15 protein-coding genes and 1 pseudogene are annotated in these 15,692 nt (G+C 65.4%); 3 read left to right on the plus strand and 13 right to left on the minus strand.

Annotated features, from left to right (window positions below):
* Nucleotides 1–15: 15 nt before the first annotated feature.
* A complete protein-coding gene (locus MYCSM_RS13170) occupies nucleotides 16–1,242 on the minus strand; it encodes an FAD-dependent monooxygenase (protein WP_015306652.1) in 1,227 nt (408 codons plus the stop codon).
* A 10-nt stretch (nucleotides 1,243–1,252) separates the two neighbouring features.
* Nucleotides 1,253–1,879 (minus strand): PadR family transcriptional regulator, encoded by a 627-nt coding sequence (locus MYCSM_RS13175; RefSeq protein WP_015306653.1) that lies wholly within the window; start codon nucleotides 1,877–1,879, stop codon nucleotides 1,253–1,255.
* 109 nt (nucleotides 1,880–1,988) lie between these two features.
* Between MYCSM_RS13175 and MYCSM_RS13180 the strand changes: the two genes are divergently transcribed.
* Nucleotides 1,989–3,005 (plus strand): Rv2578c family radical SAM protein, encoded by a 1,017-nt coding sequence (locus MYCSM_RS13180; RefSeq protein WP_442928517.1) that lies wholly within the window; start codon nucleotides 1,989–1,991, stop codon nucleotides 3,003–3,005.
* A gap of 216 nt (nucleotides 3,006–3,221) precedes the next feature.
* Here the strand turns inward: MYCSM_RS13180 and MYCSM_RS13185 are convergent, their stop codons facing one another.
* The 4 genes from MYCSM_RS13185 to MYCSM_RS13200 form a co-directional block, all read right to left on the minus strand.
* Nucleotides 3,222–4,475 carry an acyl-CoA dehydrogenase family protein gene (locus MYCSM_RS13185; RefSeq protein WP_015306655.1) on the minus strand — a complete coding sequence of 418 codons (1,254 nt, stop codon included), beginning with the start codon at nucleotides 4,473–4,475 and terminating at the stop codon, nucleotides 3,222–3,224.
* Nucleotides 4,472–5,629, minus strand: a complete 1,158-nt coding sequence (locus MYCSM_RS13190; protein WP_015306656.1) for an acyl-CoA dehydrogenase family protein — start codon at nucleotides 5,627–5,629, stop codon at nucleotides 4,472–4,474. Before MYCSM_RS13190 ends, MYCSM_RS13185 begins: the two co-directional genes overlap by 4 nt.
* 87 nt (nucleotides 5,630–5,716) lie before the next feature.
* Entirely contained in the window at nucleotides 5,717–6,940 is a 1,224-nt protein-coding gene (locus tag MYCSM_RS13195; RefSeq protein WP_015306657.1) for an amidohydrolase family protein, read from the minus strand.
* Between the two features lie 110 nt (nucleotides 6,941–7,050).
* Nucleotides 7,051–7,617, minus strand: coding sequence for a TetR/AcrR family transcriptional regulator (locus MYCSM_RS13200; RefSeq protein ID WP_083906283.1), 567 nt, complete (start codon nucleotides 7,615–7,617; stop codon nucleotides 7,051–7,053).
* Nucleotides 7,618–7,725: 108 nt separating this feature from the next.
* Between MYCSM_RS13200 and MYCSM_RS13205 the strand changes: the two genes are divergently transcribed.
* The gene (locus tag MYCSM_RS13205; protein ID WP_015306659.1) at nucleotides 7,726–8,607 is read left to right on the plus strand and encodes an acyl-CoA thioesterase; all 882 of its coding nucleotides are present in this window, start codon (nucleotides 7,726–7,728) and stop codon (nucleotides 8,605–8,607) included.
* 68 nt (nucleotides 8,608–8,675) lie between these two features.
* Here MYCSM_RS13205 and MYCSM_RS38175 read toward each other — a convergent pair.
* From MYCSM_RS38175 to ypfJ, 5 genes and pseudogenes are all read right to left on the minus strand, one after another.
* Nucleotides 8,676–8,777 (minus strand): annotated as a pseudogene (locus MYCSM_RS38175) (SDR family mycofactocin-dependent oxidoreductase); the annotation flags it as partial.
* A gap of 58 nt (nucleotides 8,778–8,835) precedes the next feature.
* Nucleotides 8,836–9,363: a DinB family protein gene (locus MYCSM_RS13210; RefSeq protein WP_015306660.1), complete on the minus strand. Its 528-nt coding sequence runs from the start codon at nucleotides 9,361–9,363 to the stop codon at nucleotides 8,836–8,838.
* Nucleotides 9,360–10,037 carry an MBL fold metallo-hydrolase gene (locus tag MYCSM_RS13215; protein ID WP_041312003.1) on the minus strand — a complete coding sequence of 226 codons (678 nt, stop codon included), beginning with the start codon at nucleotides 10,035–10,037 and terminating at the stop codon, nucleotides 9,360–9,362. The genes MYCSM_RS13210 and MYCSM_RS13215 overlap by 4 nt, the downstream gene beginning before the upstream one ends.
* A gap of 41 nt (nucleotides 10,038–10,078) precedes the next feature.
* Entirely contained in the window at nucleotides 10,079–11,725 is a 1,647-nt protein-coding gene (locus MYCSM_RS13220; protein ID WP_015306662.1) for a DUF885 domain-containing protein, read from the minus strand.
* Nucleotides 11,718–12,605 (minus strand): KPN_02809 family neutral zinc metallopeptidase, encoded by an 888-nt coding sequence (gene ypfJ, locus MYCSM_RS13225; protein ID WP_015306663.1) that lies wholly within the window; start codon nucleotides 12,603–12,605, stop codon nucleotides 11,718–11,720. The genes MYCSM_RS13220 and ypfJ overlap by 8 nt, the downstream gene beginning before the upstream one ends.
* Nucleotides 12,606–12,677: 72 nt before the next feature.
* On the opposite strand from ypfJ, the gene MYCSM_RS13230 reads away from it, so the two are divergent.
* Nucleotides 12,678–14,180: a carboxylesterase/lipase family protein gene (locus MYCSM_RS13230; protein ID WP_041313951.1), complete on the plus strand. Its 1,503-nt coding sequence runs from the start codon at nucleotides 12,678–12,680 to the stop codon at nucleotides 14,178–14,180.
* A 72-nt stretch (nucleotides 14,181–14,252) separates the two neighbouring features.
* On the opposite strand, the gene MYCSM_RS13235 is transcribed toward MYCSM_RS13230, so the two are convergent.
* Together MYCSM_RS13235 and MYCSM_RS13240 are read right to left on the minus strand one after the other, a co-directional pair.
* Nucleotides 14,253–14,747, minus strand: coding sequence for an SRPBCC family protein (locus MYCSM_RS13235; protein ID WP_015306665.1), 495 nt, complete (start codon nucleotides 14,745–14,747; stop codon nucleotides 14,253–14,255).
* 19 nt (nucleotides 14,748–14,766) lie between these two features.
* Nucleotides 14,767–15,684: an oxidoreductase gene (locus MYCSM_RS13240; protein WP_232425762.1), complete on the minus strand. Its 918-nt coding sequence runs from the start codon at nucleotides 15,682–15,684 to the stop codon at nucleotides 14,767–14,769.
* Between the last annotated feature and the right edge of the window lie 8 nt (nucleotides 15,685–15,692).

The raw sequence follows: 15,692 nt of genomic DNA on the forward strand, positions 1-15,692 counted from the left end.
GTCGCATGACATACATCATGCGAGTGCTTTGGTGTCCTCCTGCACCGGCGCGTCCCAGTCGATGGTGTAGCGCTGTTCGGTGGCCATGGTCTTTTCCACGTTCATCGTCGCAAACATGACCGGCAGCACCAGTCGCATCATCCGCTGCGCGATCGGGCCGGGAGCCTTCGCGTGGCTGATCCGCGCACCACGCGCAGCGATCTTCTCCACCCGAGCGCGGCGCAGTCGCTCGTAGGCGACAAACGCCGATGCGACGTCGGGCATGTCGCGCAGGCATCGCGCCAACTGAATCGCGCTCTCCATGGCCAGCGAGGCGCCCTGCCCGGTGCTGTTCGACGGAGCGTGCACGGCATCGCCGACGAGCACCATGCGGTCGCGGTGCCAGTGGGGGACCGCAGGCATGATATGCAGGCCGCCGACGGCCTGCAGTGTCTCGCTGGTGGTTTCAGCGGCCAGTCGGGCGCCGGGCACGTCGTTGGCATACGTGCTGCGAAGGGTATGCAGCCAGTCCTCGGCAGATATGGCGCGGGCTTGCTTGAGCGTGAGGTATTGCTGCGACGGCAGATTCGCGCCCCAGCCGATGCGGCCGTCTGGCCGCTTCCAGTACAAGTAGTAGGCCCGTTTACCGAAAGCGAACGTCATCGTGCCGGGTTCCAACGCGGCGGTGTCGGACGCATCGTCCACCAGGCCCTCGAAGCCGAGCAGGTTGAGGTAGCGCGCGGTCGGCGCCTCGGGGTCGATGAGCCGACGCACCGTGGAGTGGACGCCGTCAGCACCGATCAGCACGTCGGCTCTGGCGCTGGTACCGTCCGCGAAGTGAGCGGTGACCCCGTCGGGATGTTCGTCGACACGAATCAACTTCTTGTCATCGTGGATTCGTACGCCTGTTTGCTCGGCTTGTTCGCGAAGAATCCGGTGCAGCGCGCCGCGGTCGATGAGTCGCCGTGGCGGTAAGTCGTTGCGGCCCGGCAATTCCCGAGCCGGGCTACCGCCGATCGACATCATCGAGCATGTGATGGGACTAGCGGCGGCGCGGACCGCATCCGCGGCCCCGACGATGCCCAGCGCCGCGAGGCCGTTGGGTTCCAACGCCAATGAGCCGCCAATACCGTTAGCCGACGCGGGATCGGCCGGACGCGCCTCGTAGACGGCGGCCTCGATGCCGGCCATCTCCAGAGCTGTGGCCGCGACGGGCCCAGCGATGCCGCCGCCGATCACGAGCGCGGTCTGTGCTGTGGGCATTTGATTACTCCTACTGATTGTGTTCGGTGAATTCGGTTGGGATATCGCCGCCTTCGTGCCACCGGCGCCACGCGTCCAGATGCGGGAACGTCCCCGCGGTCAGTTCGTCGAGCAGCGACCGTGTCCAGTCGGCCTCGGCCTGGGCCATCGCAATCCGGTACTCGTCCTCGATCAGGAACAGTCGCGGCACGTCGGCGGCCTGCTCCAATTCGGTCCGCGCCGTTGCGATGGACTTCCTCAGCCGCTGTAGACGCCGCTGCAGCAAGGCCGCGGCGTCCTGTGGGGGGAGCACGGACATCACCGACAGCCCGGCGATGAACCTGGTGTGCTCGGCCTCGGGTTCGGCGATCAGCTCACGGGTCCATGCGACGAGTTCGTCTCGCCCGGCGTCGGTGATCTGATACACGGTGCGCTCGGGCCGCGCCCCCTGACGGGTAACGCCGATGGCTTCGACATAGCCGCTGCGCTCCAGGTTCTGCACGACGGTGTACAGCGACCCCCACTTGATGCCCATGTCGCGTTCCTTGCCGCGGGCCCGCATCAGCGAGGCCATCTCGTAGCGGTGCATGGGTCCCTGCACGACCGTGGCCAGCACCGCGAGCGCCATCAAGTTCGCGACCTTGCGCTTCTCGGCCATCGCCACTCCTTGGTCTAATTACTCGTAAGCGAATATACGCATACGAGTAATCGCGACACAAGCGGGTAAATACCTTGACATCGGATCGAACAAGCGTTCGAATAGCATGGTGCGGTGGGATCGACAGGGTGTGAGCGTCGACGACGGCGCCCTGCCTGGCCTGCAGCGCATCGGCTTTGTCCGTAGCGTGCGCAGTCCTCAGTTCGAGGGCATGACCTTTCACGAGATCCTCTGCAAGAGCGCGCTCAACAAGGTGCCTGCAGCGTCGATGCTCCCGTTCAGGTACACCGTCAACGGCTACCGCGGCTGTTCACACGCCTGCCGCTACTGCTTCGCCCGGCCCACCCACGAGTACCTCGATTTCGACTGCGGCACCGATTTCGACACCCAGGTCGTGGTCAAGACCAATGTCGCCGAGGTGTTGCGTCGCGAGCTACACCGACCATCGTGGCGGCGGGAGACCGTCGCGCTCGGCACCAACACCGACCCATATCAGCGGGCCGAGGGCCGCTACGCGTTGATGCCGGGAATCATTGGCGCGCTGGCCGATTCCGGTACACCGTTTTCGATCCTGACCAAGGGAACGCTGCTGCGCCGCGATCTGCCGTTGATCGCTGAAGCCGCGCAAAGCGTGGACGTCAGCGTCGCGGTGTCGCTGGCGGTCGGTGATCCCGAAGTGCACAAGGACGTCGAACCGGGGACTCCGTCGCCGCAGGCCAGGTTGGGACTGATCTCGGCGATTCGTGATGCGGGACTTGGCTGTCACGTCATGGTGGCGCCGGTGCTGCCGCGGTTGACCGACTCCGTCGAGCACCTCGATACGCTGCTCGCTCAGGTCGCCGCAGCCGGCGCAACAGGTGTGACGGTGTTCGGCCTACATCTGCGGGGCTCGACGCGCGGATGGTTCATGGGCTGGTTGGCTCGCTCGCACCCGGAGTTGATGGGGGAGTACCGCGAGTTGTACAGGCGCGGAGCGTATCTGCCGTCGGACTACAAAAAGATGCTGCATGACCGGGTGACGCCGTTGGTGGCCAAGTACGGCCTTGCTCCCGATCGGCGGTCCTTCCGGGCGGCCGAGGCCCCGGCGGCGGCGCCCGCCCAGGTCCTGCAGCCCACGCTGTTCTGATTTGCGATCTCCCCGCGGTCTCGCGGGCGCTTCTAACGATTACTGAAGCCGAGATCGGCGAAGCGCGGCTCGGCTGATCGTTATCAGCGGTGGCTGGCGACGACTTTGCCGACGTTGCTGCTCAAGCCGGAACTTCTATCCAATTAATCGCCGAAACCGCTGTGAGATCGCAAATTTCGCAGAGACCGCGATCTGTGCGCAGTCTCGGCGAGGGGATTAGCTCTTGTTGCGCTTGACCTGATTGAACGGCACACCGCGGTCGGCCGCGTACTCGCGGGGGAACCCCAAAACACGTTCGCCGATGATGTTTTTCGCGATCTCAGTGGTCCCGCCGCCGAGCGCTGCCGTCTGCCGCGACAGGTAACGCTCGCCGAAGCGCAGCGAGCCATCGCCGCCATCGACGACTGCCGAACTGCCGGTGATCGCCAAGACCGTGTCGAATTCCAGATGGTGTGTTTCGGCGTGCGTGACGCGGATGATCGAGCCCGCGGCCGGAGGCAGTGAGCCGTCGAGCACGCCGTGGTAGACGTGGTCGATCAACTGCTCGCGTACGGCTCGATGCACCAATGCACGGCCGGCGAGCATGCGGGCGTGCTCGCTGTCGGTCTGCCCCGTCTTCTCCAGAAGCTCGACATAGTCGATGGGCATGTCGGTCTTGCCTTCGGCGCCAATGCCACTGGCGAACTCGGAGCCGCCGCCCACCGCGCGCCGCTCGTGATAAAGCTGCCGCGATGCGACGTGCCAGCCCTCGTTGACCTCACCGACGACGGCGTCGTCGCCGAGCTCGAGGTTGTCGAAGAACTCTTCGCAGAACTCGACCGACCCGTTGACCTGCTTGATGCGCCGCAACGTGATGCCCGGACTGTTGATGGGCACGAGGAACATCGTCAGGCCCTCGTGCTTGGGCACATCCCAGTTGGTCCGTGCCAGCATCAACCCGTAGTCAGCCGCGAACGCGCTCGTGCTCCACGTCTTCGCGCCGTTGATCACCCACTTGTCGCCGACGCGGTCGGCGCGGGTGATGACGCCGGCCAGATCGGACCCACCGCTGGGTTCCGAGAGCAGCTGCACCAATACTTCGTCGCCGCGCAGCACGCCGGAAATATGTTGACGCTTCTGTTCTTCCGAGCCGGTATCGAGGATTGTCGCCGCGCAGATCGTGAACGTCGGCGTGTTGAGAATGACCGGCATCTCGTAGTTGCGCGATTCGGCGTCGAACGCCTTCTGGTAGGCGATCGGCAGGCCCAGGCCGCCATACTCGCGCGGGAAGCAGATACCGGCGAATCCGCCGTCCCACAGCATCTTCTGCAACTCGCGGGCGCGCAGCCACGGTGCCTCTTCACCACGGTCGGCTTCCGGCGGATTGTCCGAATCGATGCGCGGCATGTTCGCGGCCAGCCAGGCGCGGGCGCGGGCGGCGAATTCTTCGACCGACTCGGTCTGCGTTGGTGCTGAGGTGGTTTCGGTCACGACGCGGTCTCCAGTTGTCCCCTGCTTGCGCGTGGGCCCACCGTGAGCGCGTAGACGCGCAGGTTGTGGTCCTCGGGCGTGCCGAACATCGAACGATACAGCGTGGCCCTTCGCAGGTACAGGTGCAGATCGTGTTCCCACGTCACGCCGATCCCGCCGTGCAATTGGACGCAGTCCTGCAGCATGCCAGGGGCGTGTTCGCCGACATAGGATTTGGCGACGCTGACCGCCATCTCGGCGCCCGGCGACCGCGACGCGACCTCGGCGACGGCGGCCTTCGTCGTCGCGCGGCACGCCTCGAACCAGATCTTCAGATCGGCGTACTTGTGTTTGAGCGCCTGGTAGGAGCCGATGGGGCGGCCGAACGAATGCCGGTCGAATCCCCACTGAATGGTGAAAGCCAGCACGGTGTCCAAGATGCCGACCACCTCGGCGCACTGCAGCACCTGTGCGATCTGGCTCTGTCGCCTGATCAGGTCGGGCGTCTGTTCGGCCGATCCCACGGCCGCGGATTCGTCGACCTCGACACCGTCGAAATGCACACGCGCGTAACTCTTCACAAGGTCGATCGACTGCTGCGGCTCGACGCGGACGCCCGTCGCATCCGTCGGCACCAGGAACTGGCGTACCGCACCGTCGCATTGCGCGACCACCAACAGCACCGCGCTCTCCGCGCCGGCCTCAACGCGATCCTTCACGCCATCGATCCGGTAGCCCGTCGTCGTCCGCGTCGCCGTGGTCGTCGCGTCCAATGGAGACCACGGCTTGCCCGGCTCGTAGACCGCCCACGACCCGACGACGTCACCCGAGACCAGGGATTCGATTGTCGCTTCGTGGTTTTCGGGCGCCTCGACCAGACCGGCCAGCACGGTACTGACAGGATGCAGCGGCCCAGGGGCGACGGTCCTTCCCGCGAGTTCGGCGACCAGCGCCAAGTCGGCTACGCCGTCACCGGACACACTGCCGCCGCCAAGCTCTTCAGGCACCAGCAGACTCGTCCAGCCCAGCTCGGCGGCCCGCCGCCACCAGTCGGCTTCAAAGGACGCACCGGCTTTGTGGAGGTCCCGCAGCCGGCTTAGCGAGGCTTCCTTCTCCAAAAACGACTGGGTCGTCGAGGCGAACAGCAGCCGTTCTGGATTTGCGTCGTCCGTCATGTATTCGGTTCAACCTCTTCGAAGTTGGCGCTCTTACTGCGAGGAGCGCGCCGGGCGTCCCAGGGCGCTCCCCCCAGCCGAAACGGTTCAGGCGGGTATGACGAGGGGTGGCACGTCGGGGTTGTGGACGATCTCGTTGGGCACCTTGAACAGGTCGATCATGTTGCCGCCCATGACCTTCCGCTGACCCTCGTCGTCAAGTCCCTGAAGGTCGTCGATCAGATGCGTCGGCTCCGCCAAACCCTCGGGATGTGGCCAGTCGGATCCGAAGATCACCCGGTTGACGCCACACAGCTCAGCCATCTGCGCGAAGTCGTCCTCCCAGAACGGGGCGACGTAGACGCCGCGCCTGAAGGCTTCGACCGGATTCTCCGGGAACGCCTGCGGCATCTTCTTGTAGGTGTTCTCGAACTGCTTGAACAGGTAGGGCACCCAGTCGGCGCCGTTCTCGATGGACAGGATGCGCAGATCGGGGTTGCGGGTCAGCGCGCCGTGGCAGACCAGCGCGGCCATCGAGTCCTCGATCGGGCGCTTGCCCATCGACACCATGCGGAACGCGGTCGGCTTGAACGGCAGGAACTCGTCGGCAGGTTCCCAGTCGTTGAGGTACTCCGCGTAGCCGGAGTCCGATGCGTGCATCGAGACGGGAATACCGGCCTTGACGCAGGCGTCCCAGAACGGGTCGAACTCCTCCGTGCCGAACGACCGGGTGCCGCGCAATCCGGGCACCGGAGCGGGCCGCACGAGGACGGTCTTGGCGCCGCGTTCGAGGCACCATTGCAGCTCCTCGAGCGCCCGGTCGACGATGCCGAGGTTGATGACCGGGGTGGAGAAGATACGGCCCTGGTAATCGAATTGCCAAGTCTCGTACATCCACTCGTTGAGCGCATGAATGACGTCGGCGATGAGCGCGGGATCGTCTTTCATGCGCTCCTCGACCAGGCTGGCCAGCGTCGGGAACATCAGTGAGTAGTCGAGGCCGAGCCCGTCCATCACCTCCATCCGCGCGGCCGGGTCGCGGAACGCGGGGATCGCCTTCATCGGCTTGCCCATCACCTCGCGGAAACTCTTACCGCCGCTGCCGTGCCGGAAATACTCCTCTTGCGCACCGGGCCGCGCGACCACCTCGAACGTCGGATTCGGGATGTAGTCGCTGACCTGATTGCGCACCATGATCTTGGTGCGGCCGCGCACCTCGATGTAGTCGATGACGTGCTTGCGATGCTCCGGCAGGAACTTTGTCAGCGCTTCTTTGGGCTCGTAGAAGTGGTTGTCGGCGTCGAACACTGGATAGGGAAGCTTGCGGGTCATATTCGCCTCCTGGAAGTCTCATTGACATTAACTGGTAATGACATTACCACGTCTGGACCAGCGAAAACACCACCTCGGAGAAAGGGAATCCCAAGCCGGTATCGCGCAGGTCAGACGCCGTTGCCGGGGCGGACCAGGCCGGCCACGCAGAACTCGTAGATGTGGTCGGCGTCGATCGGGGCGCCATTGAGTTCAGCGCCGAGGACCTGCAGCCGCATGGCGCCCAGCGCCGATTGCATGATCAGCGCGGCGGTGGCGTCGACGGTGAGGTCCTTGCGGAAGGTGCCCTCGTTGATGCCGCGGTTGATGATGTCCTTGATCAACTCGTGAAGCGGAGACAGCACGCGGGCGTACTCGCGGGGCAGCGTCTCGGCGAGATGGTCGTTGTAGTTCGTCAGACCGCGGTTGACCCTGTCCTGGGTGCTGGACTCGGCGGGTGTGCAGATCCGGTCGATCAAAATCCGTAGGGCAGCGGCGCTCTCGACGCCGGCGGTGTCCTCGCGCCACTTCTTCGTCGACTCCGACATGATCTTGTCGACCAGCGCGAGCAGCAGCTCATCCTTGGTGGTGAAGTGCTGGTAGAAGGACCGCAGCGAGGTCTTGGACCGCTCGACGACTTCGAGCACCGTGAAGTCGGTGCGACCCGTTTCGCCGAGGATCGCCAGCGCCGACCTCATGAAGCGCCTCTCGCGCGGTTCGACGCCGGCGGCATCCGGTGGCCTGCTGCACTTCGTCACGGTAATGACGTTACCGCTATTGCAGAAGCTCGGTTACTGTTCCGTCCCATGACGACAGACTCAGCGCAGACGTGGACCGTCGCAGGCCTGCTCGATTTGTTCGACGTCTGTCAGGACGGGGAGAACCGCTTCATCGCCGAGACGGGTCCCGCCGGGGAGGACGAGCGCCAAGTGGTGGAGGGCACCCAGGTGCTTGCCCAGGCGATTGTCGCTGTGGCCAAACGGTTCCCGGATAAATCGGTGCGGTCGGTGTCCGCGGTGTTCGCCCGCGCGGTCATGGTCGGGGCGGGGCCGGTGGAGCTGGAACTCGACGTGGTGAGCGAGGGCCGGTCCACCGCCACCGCGATCGTCGCCGCCAAGCAGAACGGCAAGCGGTGCATCACGATGACGATGCTCACCGACGTGCCGACCGCTGACGTGATTCGGCACCATCTGCCACGCCCCGAGGTAGCCGGGCCGAATGATGCCAACGTCGCAGAGATGCCGATGGAGGGACGGCAGCTGCGGTTGGTCGACGTCGTCGACGTCAACAGTCCGGACGAGGTAGGCCCGCCGGAGCTATATGCGTGGCTGCACTACGACCCGATCCCGTCGCGCGACGACCTCGCGAAGGCGTTGGTTGCGTATTTCACAGGGCACCTTGGCATTTCGACGACGATGCGGGCGCACGAGGGCATCGGCACCGGGCAGGCTCACCTGACGGTGTCGACGGCGCCGATGACCATCACCGTGAGCTTTCATGAACCGGTCCGCTGGGACGGCTGGCTGCTCTACACCCACGAGAGCACGCAGGTCGGTGCCGGCATGTCGTATGTACGCGGTGCTGTGCACACCGAGGAGGGGAATCTGATCGCGTCGTTCGCGCAGGACGCGTTGATCCGCCCGCTGCGCACGACCGATACGGCGATCAAAGAACAGTCGCGTTTATAGCGCGAGCAGACGCAAAGTGTCCCGACACGCCGGGAGAAGCGAGCACTTTGCGTCTGCTCGGCAAAGATTTAGATCTTCAGATAGCCCTTGTCCGCGGGGATTTGGGCCGCTGTCACCAGTGACAACGCGTCGCTTGCCAGCCACACCACGATGTCGGAGATCAGGTCCGGGGCGGTATGCGACCTTGCCTGCCAGTGGTGGTTCGCTCATGCCTCGGCTCCTCATGGGTCAATGGTCTACGTCGTGGGCGTGGTGGACGATGTCGTGCAGGTGGTAGATCGCGATCGTCGCGATGGTGAACTCGCTGCCATTGCTGCGCAGGCCGCGCCGCGACCACGCGTCGGCGGGCACGTGGGCGTAGGTGTCGGCGACGACGTTTGCGGCGTCGAACAGTTCGGTGGCCACCGTCGCAGGGTGTTGCGAGGCGTAGCCGTCGGCGATCGCGGTCTCGTCCTGGTCCCAGTTCGGAAACTGCGGGTCATCCTCGGTGAGCATCAACTGCATGCGGTTATTGAAGATCCGGTGGACGTCGCGGACATGGCAGCCGTACTCCAGCGTGGACCACACCGTGGGTTCACGGCGTTCCGTGGCGCCAGGTTCGCCGAGGCGCGCCATCCAATTGGTGGCGTCGCCGCGGATCCGATCGGCCACCTCGGTGTAGTGCACGGATGCGGCGTCGAAGCCGCACTCGGGGCAGGCGCGCGACAGCACCCAGGTCCAGTCTTTGGTGTCAGGCTCGATGGGCTCAGGAGTCACGGCACCAGTGTGGCAGCCACCTCGCGAATTCGATCGCCGGCGCCGGAAGAAATCGGCTCACCGTGGCCGAAGCAGGCGGTGTCGGCGTCGAGGGCGGCCAATCGCTGAAATGCCGCAACGGTTTGTGCGCGGTTCTGATTGAAGACGCCGAGCATGACGGTGCTGACGTTGGCGATGGTGTCGCCCGTGAACAGCACGCCGTGGCGAGGCAGGTGGATCGCAATGCTGCCTTCGGTGTGGCCGGGGATCGCCAGGATTTCGGCGCCACCGCCGAAATCGAGCACGTCGCCGTCTCCGAGTTCCCGATCCACCGGCACCGGCGGCGCTGTGTCCGGCAGCCCCACCGAAACTCGTTGATAGATCGGTATTTCCCAGTCTTCGAACACGGCCGGTGGCACAGCCGTCCCCGTCCGGATCGCGTCGGCGTCACCGGCGCCCGCGTACACCGGTGCGCCGGTGGCTTCATGCAGCTCGGCGGCCGATCCGATGTGGTCGACGTGGCCGTGGGTCAGCACAATCCGGTCCACACCCGGCACAGCCTCCAGTATTTCCGCGCCGGATCCCGGCGCGCCGGTATCGATCAGCGTCACCGAGTCGTCGTCGCGCCAGACGTACAGCTGCCAGCCGTTCACGCGCAGCATGGTCAGGATCGGTGTCATCGGCACCGTGTCCATGCCTCGACGCTAAAGGTCCCTGCGGGTGAAACGAAAGCTGATCAGCTAGCGGCGAAATCGGCGAGCAGTGCCGACCGAAGCACATCCAAGGGCAGGCCACCGAGATCGAGTGCTCTGCTGTGGAATTCCTTCAACGACAGCCCGCGGCCGAGCATCTCGTCGCGCAGCTGTTGCCAGATCCGCTGTCCGATCGCATACGACGGTGCCTGTCCCGGCCAGCCCAGGTAGCGGTCCAATTCGAAGCGCAGATGCTCTTCTGTCATCGCGCTGTGCGACTGCAGGAATACCCACGCCCGTTCCGCATCCCATTGGCCGCCGTCCGGTGCGGTCAGCCCGCAGTGCACACCGATGTCGATCACCACGCGCGCGGCGCGGAAGCGTTGCGCGTCAAGCATTCCCATTCGATTGCCGGCATCGTCGAGCCAGCCGAGGTCGGCCATCAGGCGCTCGGCGTAGAGCGCCCAACCCTCGCCGTGTCCCGACACCCAGCAGCCCATCCGCCGCCACCGGTTCAGGCGATCCGATGAGACCACCGCGCGGCCGACCTGCAGGTGGTGGCCCGGCACGCCCTCATGGAACACCGTGGTCGTCTCCTGCCAGGTGCGAAAGGTGTCGACGCCAGGCGGGACCGACCACCACATCCTGCCGGGCCGGCTCAGGTCTTCCGAGGGCCCGGTGTAGTAGATGCCACCCGTGTGTGTCGGGGCGATCCTGCACTCAAGCCTGCGCAGCGCGGGCGCGATGTCGAAATGCGTATCCGCCAAGGAGTCGACCGCGCGATCGGACAGGTCCTGCATCCACGCCTGTAGGGCGTCGGTGCCGTGTATCAGGTAGCGCGGCTCGTCGTCCAGCCGCCGCAACGCCTCACTCACCGAAGCGCCGGGATAGAGCTGATTCGCGATCAATTCCTGTTCTGCCACAATGCTTTCCAGCCGTTCGAGACCCCATTGGTACGTCTCGTCGAGATCGACGGCCGTGCCGAGGAATTCGCGCGACAGCAGCCGGTACGCATCACGGCCGAACGCGTCTTCCTGCCGGGCGTGCGGTGCGATCTCGTCGCGGAGCGCGACGGCGAGTGTCGCGTAGGCCTCAGCGGCCGCCGCGGCCCGTTGTTGCAAGTCGGCATGCAGCACGTCGTTTCCGGGCGCCGCGTCTGCCACCATCGTCACGAACAGCTGCTGAATCTGTGCCGCCTGTTGGGCGCCCCGCGCAACTTGGCGGGCCGCGGGCGCCCGTCCGGCCGCCGCGGCCGCGCGCAACGCCTCGACATAGCCGCCGACACGGTCGGGCACCTTGGACATCCGCTTGTCGATCAGGGCCCAGTCCTCGTCGGTGTCGGTGGCCATCAAGTCGAAAACGTCACGCATCGACTGCAGCGGCGACGCGATCACGTTCAAATCGCCGACATCCAGTCCGGCATCATGCAATTCGATCTGCAGGCCGAGCCGTTCACGCATTGCCGCGATCGTCACATGGTCGACCTCATCGGTCGCCGTCGTATCATCGAGCTCGCGCAACGCCGTACGCGCGGCATCGACGCGCGCCGCCACGCCGTCGGGGGAGTAGTCGGTGATGTCGTCGTCGTGGCCGAGGATGCCCATTTCCGTTGCCGCGCATGGATCTAGCGACGCGAACGTATGGAGGTAGCGTTCGGCGACGGCGTCGACGGCCGTTGGTGGCCTAACCAAGGTTGTTGGTTGCGAAGGTATCGCACTTCTTGATGTCGCCGGTTTGGTAGCCGACCGTGAACCACTTCTGCCGCTCCGCCGACGAGCCGTGCGTCCACTGTTCGGGGTTGATCCGCCCCGTCGCCTGCTTCTGAATCCGGTCGTCGCCAACGGATGATGCGGCTGACAATGCGTCGGCAATGTCTTTGTCGCTCAACGGCTCCAGGAAGGTCACGCCTGTGCTCGCCTGCTTGGTGGTGGCCGCGTAATGCGCCCAGATACCGGCGTAGCAGTCGGCTTGCAGTTCCGTGCGCACACTGTTGCCCTGAGCCCCCTGAACGCCTTGCTGGGCGCGTCCGATCGTGCCCTGCAAGTCCTGGACATGATGGCCGTATTCATGCGCCACGACATACTCTTGGGCGAACGGGCCACCGCTGGAACCGAATTGGTCGACCAGCACCTGGAAGAAGTCGGTGTCGAAGTACGCGGTCTTGTCGACAGGACAGTAAAACGGACCGACGGAGGTGTCGGCAGGGCCACAGCCGGTGTCCACCGAACCGTGAAAAAGCGTGGTGCGAGGCGGGGTGTAGCCGGGGAGTAGCTGCTGCCATACGCCGTCCACCGAGTTCGTCGTCGCGACCACCCGGCATTCCACATACTTGTTGGCATCGGCACCGGTCTTGCAGTGGCTCAGGTCATAGCCGGGCGCTTGAACACCGCCTGCGCCGATCTCCTGTTGCTGGGGGGTTATCGCGCTCGGATCGACGCCGAGGAACAGCGCGATCACGACGATGACCAATCCGCCGAGCCCGCCGCCGATCGCGATTCCTCGCCCACCTCCACCGCCACCTCCGGCGGAGATGTTGCTCGTGTCGATCTGCATACCCTCGTTGAAGGTCATTGCCCCGCTCCGTCGCTCGCCACACCCTGTTCAGACCCAGGCGTGTCCAGCTTTGCACACTACGATTTGGGCGTGGCAGTCCTTCTGGGGCATTCGACCATCGCGCACACGGCACTGGGAGGTCTTCGCGGCACCACCGACGGTGGCGTCGAGGTGTGGCGCGGCGTGCCGTACGCCGAGCAGCCGATCGGTGAACGTCGGTTTCTGGCGCCGGCTCCGCTGCAGCCGTGGACCGGGGTGCGCGACGCGCTCGAGCACGGACCGCTCCCGCCGCAGAGTAAGTCGTTCGTCGGCGGGGGTCGCGACGATCCGAAGGTGCGCGACGAAGCATGTCTGACCCTGACGGTGTGGTCGCCCGACACCACCGGCTCCCTGCCCGTGATGGTGTGGATTCCCGGCGGTGCATTCGTCTACGGGGCCGGCCAATTCCAGCTCTACAACGGATCGCGGCTGGCCGCCAACGGAAACGTGGTGGTCAACGTCACTTACCGGATCGGTGTGTTCGGCGGCTTCGAACTCAGCGATCTCGGCGACGGGTTCGACGACAACCTGGCGCTGCGTGATCAGATGGCCGCCTTGCGATGGATCAAGGAGAACATCGCCGCGTTCGGCGGTGATCCCGATCGAGTGACCGTGTTTGGGGAATCGGCGGGTGCGACGTCCGTGCTGGCGTTGTTGGCCAGTCCCGCCGCCGACGGCCTGTTCCGTGGGGCGATCGCTCAGAGTCCGGCGCTGCCGCTGATCGCCGACCGCGACCTGCGGGCCAGGCAGGCCCACGAATTCCTGATGCGGTTAGGTGTGGGTGCCGACGAGGTCAAGCGGCTACCGCAGCGGCAGCTGCGCCGTGCCGCGGGCATGCTGCAGCTCAAGAGCGCCGCGAGGACCCCGACGCTGGCTTACGGGTTGACCTACGGTGTCGACCTGCTGCCTCAGCATCCCGTCGACGCGGCCCGCGTGGGCAAGCTGGCGCGGGTGCCGCTGATCATCGGCACCAACAGTCACGAGGCGTCGATGTTCGCCTGGACCAAGCCGCCGATGCTGCCAACGACGGTTGCGTCGATCGACTCGTACCTCGACCGTGTCGCTCCCGATGCCAAGCAACAGGTGCTGGCGGCGTACCCGGACTACCCACGTAGGCGTGCGCTCGTCGCGTTCGGGTCCGACGTCATGTTCGGCCGCGGAGTCTGGGCGTTCGCCGACGCTTACAGTTCCCATGCACCGACGCACATGTACCGGTTCGACCATTTCGGTTGGAGCTTGCGGCTTCTCGGCCTCGGCGCCACGCATGGCAGTGAGATCGTGCACATCCAGCACAGCTACGCGTCGTTCATCGGACGCAAGTTGCATCCGCTGGGACGGAGGCTGCAACCGCCCGTCGGCAGGCGGATGCAACGCGCCTGGCTGGACTTCGCGGCCAAGGGCTGGGAGACGGGCGAAATCCATTGGTCCAGCGGACATCACTGGCCGATCTATGACACGGAAAACCGCTTCACCCGGATCATCCAGACCGCCCACGACACCGTGGTCTCCGATCCCGACGCCGACCGTCGCAAGGCCTGGGAAGGGCTGTACTAGGTTCCGCCGAAACGGCATTCCGGTACGCCTGTACTCGAACTTTCCGTGCCGGAATGCCGTTTCGCCGCAAGATCAGTAATGCTTGTCGGCGTACTCGAGCAGGTTGTAGAGGAACTTCTGGAACGTCCGCGCCATCACTGGGCGGCCCAGCGTCATGCCGAGGCGCGCTACCACGCCGTTGGGCTTCATCGCCATCACCCACGTCAGGTTGCAACCGGTGGTGGTCGGCACGATGCGGTAATCCTCCGCGAACGCCGCGATGCTGCGGGTCGATGCCTGGTTGAATCGAAAAGCCATGTGGCTGTAGGGTTCCCAGGCCAAGAACTCCTCATCGCCGACGATGCCGCCGCGCATATCGACGGTTCGCGTGGTGCCGACGCCATGCGGTTGGGGGCTGGTCCACGTCACCTTGGTGATCGCCGTGGCCCACTGCGGCCACGACTCGGCGTCGTCGAGGATCTCGAAAACCTGCTCGGGGGTGATGGTCAGATCGACGGTCGAGACGAAGCGGAACGGTGCGCTATCGATGAAGTCGCGGCCGACGCGCTCGCATGGGTGCATGGCCATACACGGTAGACGACGGTGTCTAGCCAGGGCCGTCGCTGGCCGCCGCCAACAACGGCACCAATACTTCGCTGATTGGAGTGGCCAGCCCGTGCGCGGCGGCCTTCCGCAGGATGACGCCGTTGCGGATGTCCCACTCCAGCGGCCGGCCCGCTTCGCGGTCGGTCAGCATCGACGTGGTGAGGTCCGGCGGGGCCTGCGCCAGCATGCCGATGATCTCGTCGATCACCTCGTCGCGAAGGTTGGCACCCTCGGCGCGCGCGACCGCGAGGCATTCGGTCAGATACCGGCGCCCGAGCGCCGCCACGTCGTCGCGACGAAAGGCGCCGGAGCGTCGACCGGTCAGCACCATGACCGCGACCACAGCGTTGACCAGCAGCTTGTGCCATGCGGAGGTGTTGAAGTCGGAGTCGAGCTCGACGTTCACACCTGCCGGCCGCAACAGCTGCGCCAGAATGTCTGCTGCCTCGGTATTGGGCAGAATCAGCCGCGGCTCTGTGCGGGCCCGGACCCAGCCCTCCGGCTGGATTTCCGCCGAAAGCCAGACGGCTGCGGGCACCACCGTCGACGACGAGCAGAACCGGCCTACCCGCTCGACCTGTTCGACGCCGTTCTGCAGCGCGCACACCACAGTGCGGTCATTGCACAGCCGCGCCAGCCAGCCGCCGGCCTGTTCGTTCTGGGTGTCCTTCACCGCGATGAACACCACGTCAACGGGTTCATCCATGTCAGCGGGGTCGGTGTGCACGGGTCCCGGCAGCATGATCGGCGCGTGATCGTCGGGCCGAACCTCGATCGAGGAACGCGGGCTGTGCCCACACAGCAGGACGGAGTGACCCGCGGCGTGCAGGTAGGCGGCCACGGTTGCGCCAATGGCGCCGGGTCCGATCAGTGCGATCTTCGTGCCCGGTGCATTGTCTTCGCGCAAGCGCTCGTCCACGAAGGCCA

It is taken from the genome of Mycobacterium sp. JS623 (genome assembly GCF_000328565.1).
Taxonomy (GTDB): Bacteria; Actinomycetota; Actinomycetes; order Mycobacteriales; family Mycobacteriaceae; genus Mycobacterium.

What these genes read in the sequence shown, in the direction of transcription:
- MYCSM_RS13170 (WP_015306652.1), bottom strand. Translation starts at nt 1,242, where the DNA reads ATGCCCACAGCACAGACCGCGCTCGTGATCGGCGGCGGCATCGCTGGG.
- MYCSM_RS13175 (WP_015306653.1), bottom strand. Translation starts at nt 1,879, where the DNA reads ATGGCCGAGAAGCGCAAGGTCGCGAACTTGATGGCGCTCGCGGTGCTG.
- MYCSM_RS13190 (WP_015306656.1), bottom strand. Translation starts at nt 5,629, where the DNA reads ATGACGGACGACGCAAATCCAGAACGGCTGCTGTTCGCCTCGACGACC.
- MYCSM_RS13195 (WP_015306657.1), bottom strand. Translation starts at nt 6,940, where the DNA reads ATGACCCGCAAGCTTCCCTATCCAGTGTTCGACGCCGACAACCACTTC.
- MYCSM_RS13200 (WP_083906283.1), bottom strand. Translation starts at nt 7,617, where the DNA reads ATGAGGTCGGCGCTGGCGATCCTCGGCGAAACGGGTCGCACCGACTTC.
- MYCSM_RS13205 (WP_015306659.1), top strand. Translation starts at nt 7,726, where the DNA reads ATGACGACAGACTCAGCGCAGACGTGGACCGTCGCAGGCCTGCTCGAT.
- MYCSM_RS13215 (WP_041312003.1), bottom strand. Translation starts at nt 10,037, where the DNA reads ATGGACACGGTGCCGATGACACCGATCCTGACCATGCTGCGCGTGAAC.
- ypfJ (WP_015306663.1), bottom strand. Translation starts at nt 12,605, where the DNA reads ATGACCTTCAACGAGGGTATGCAGATCGACACGAGCAACATCTCCGCC.
- MYCSM_RS13235 (WP_015306665.1), bottom strand. Translation starts at nt 14,747, where the DNA reads ATGGCCATGCACCCATGCGAGCGCGTCGGCCGCGACTTCATCGATAGC.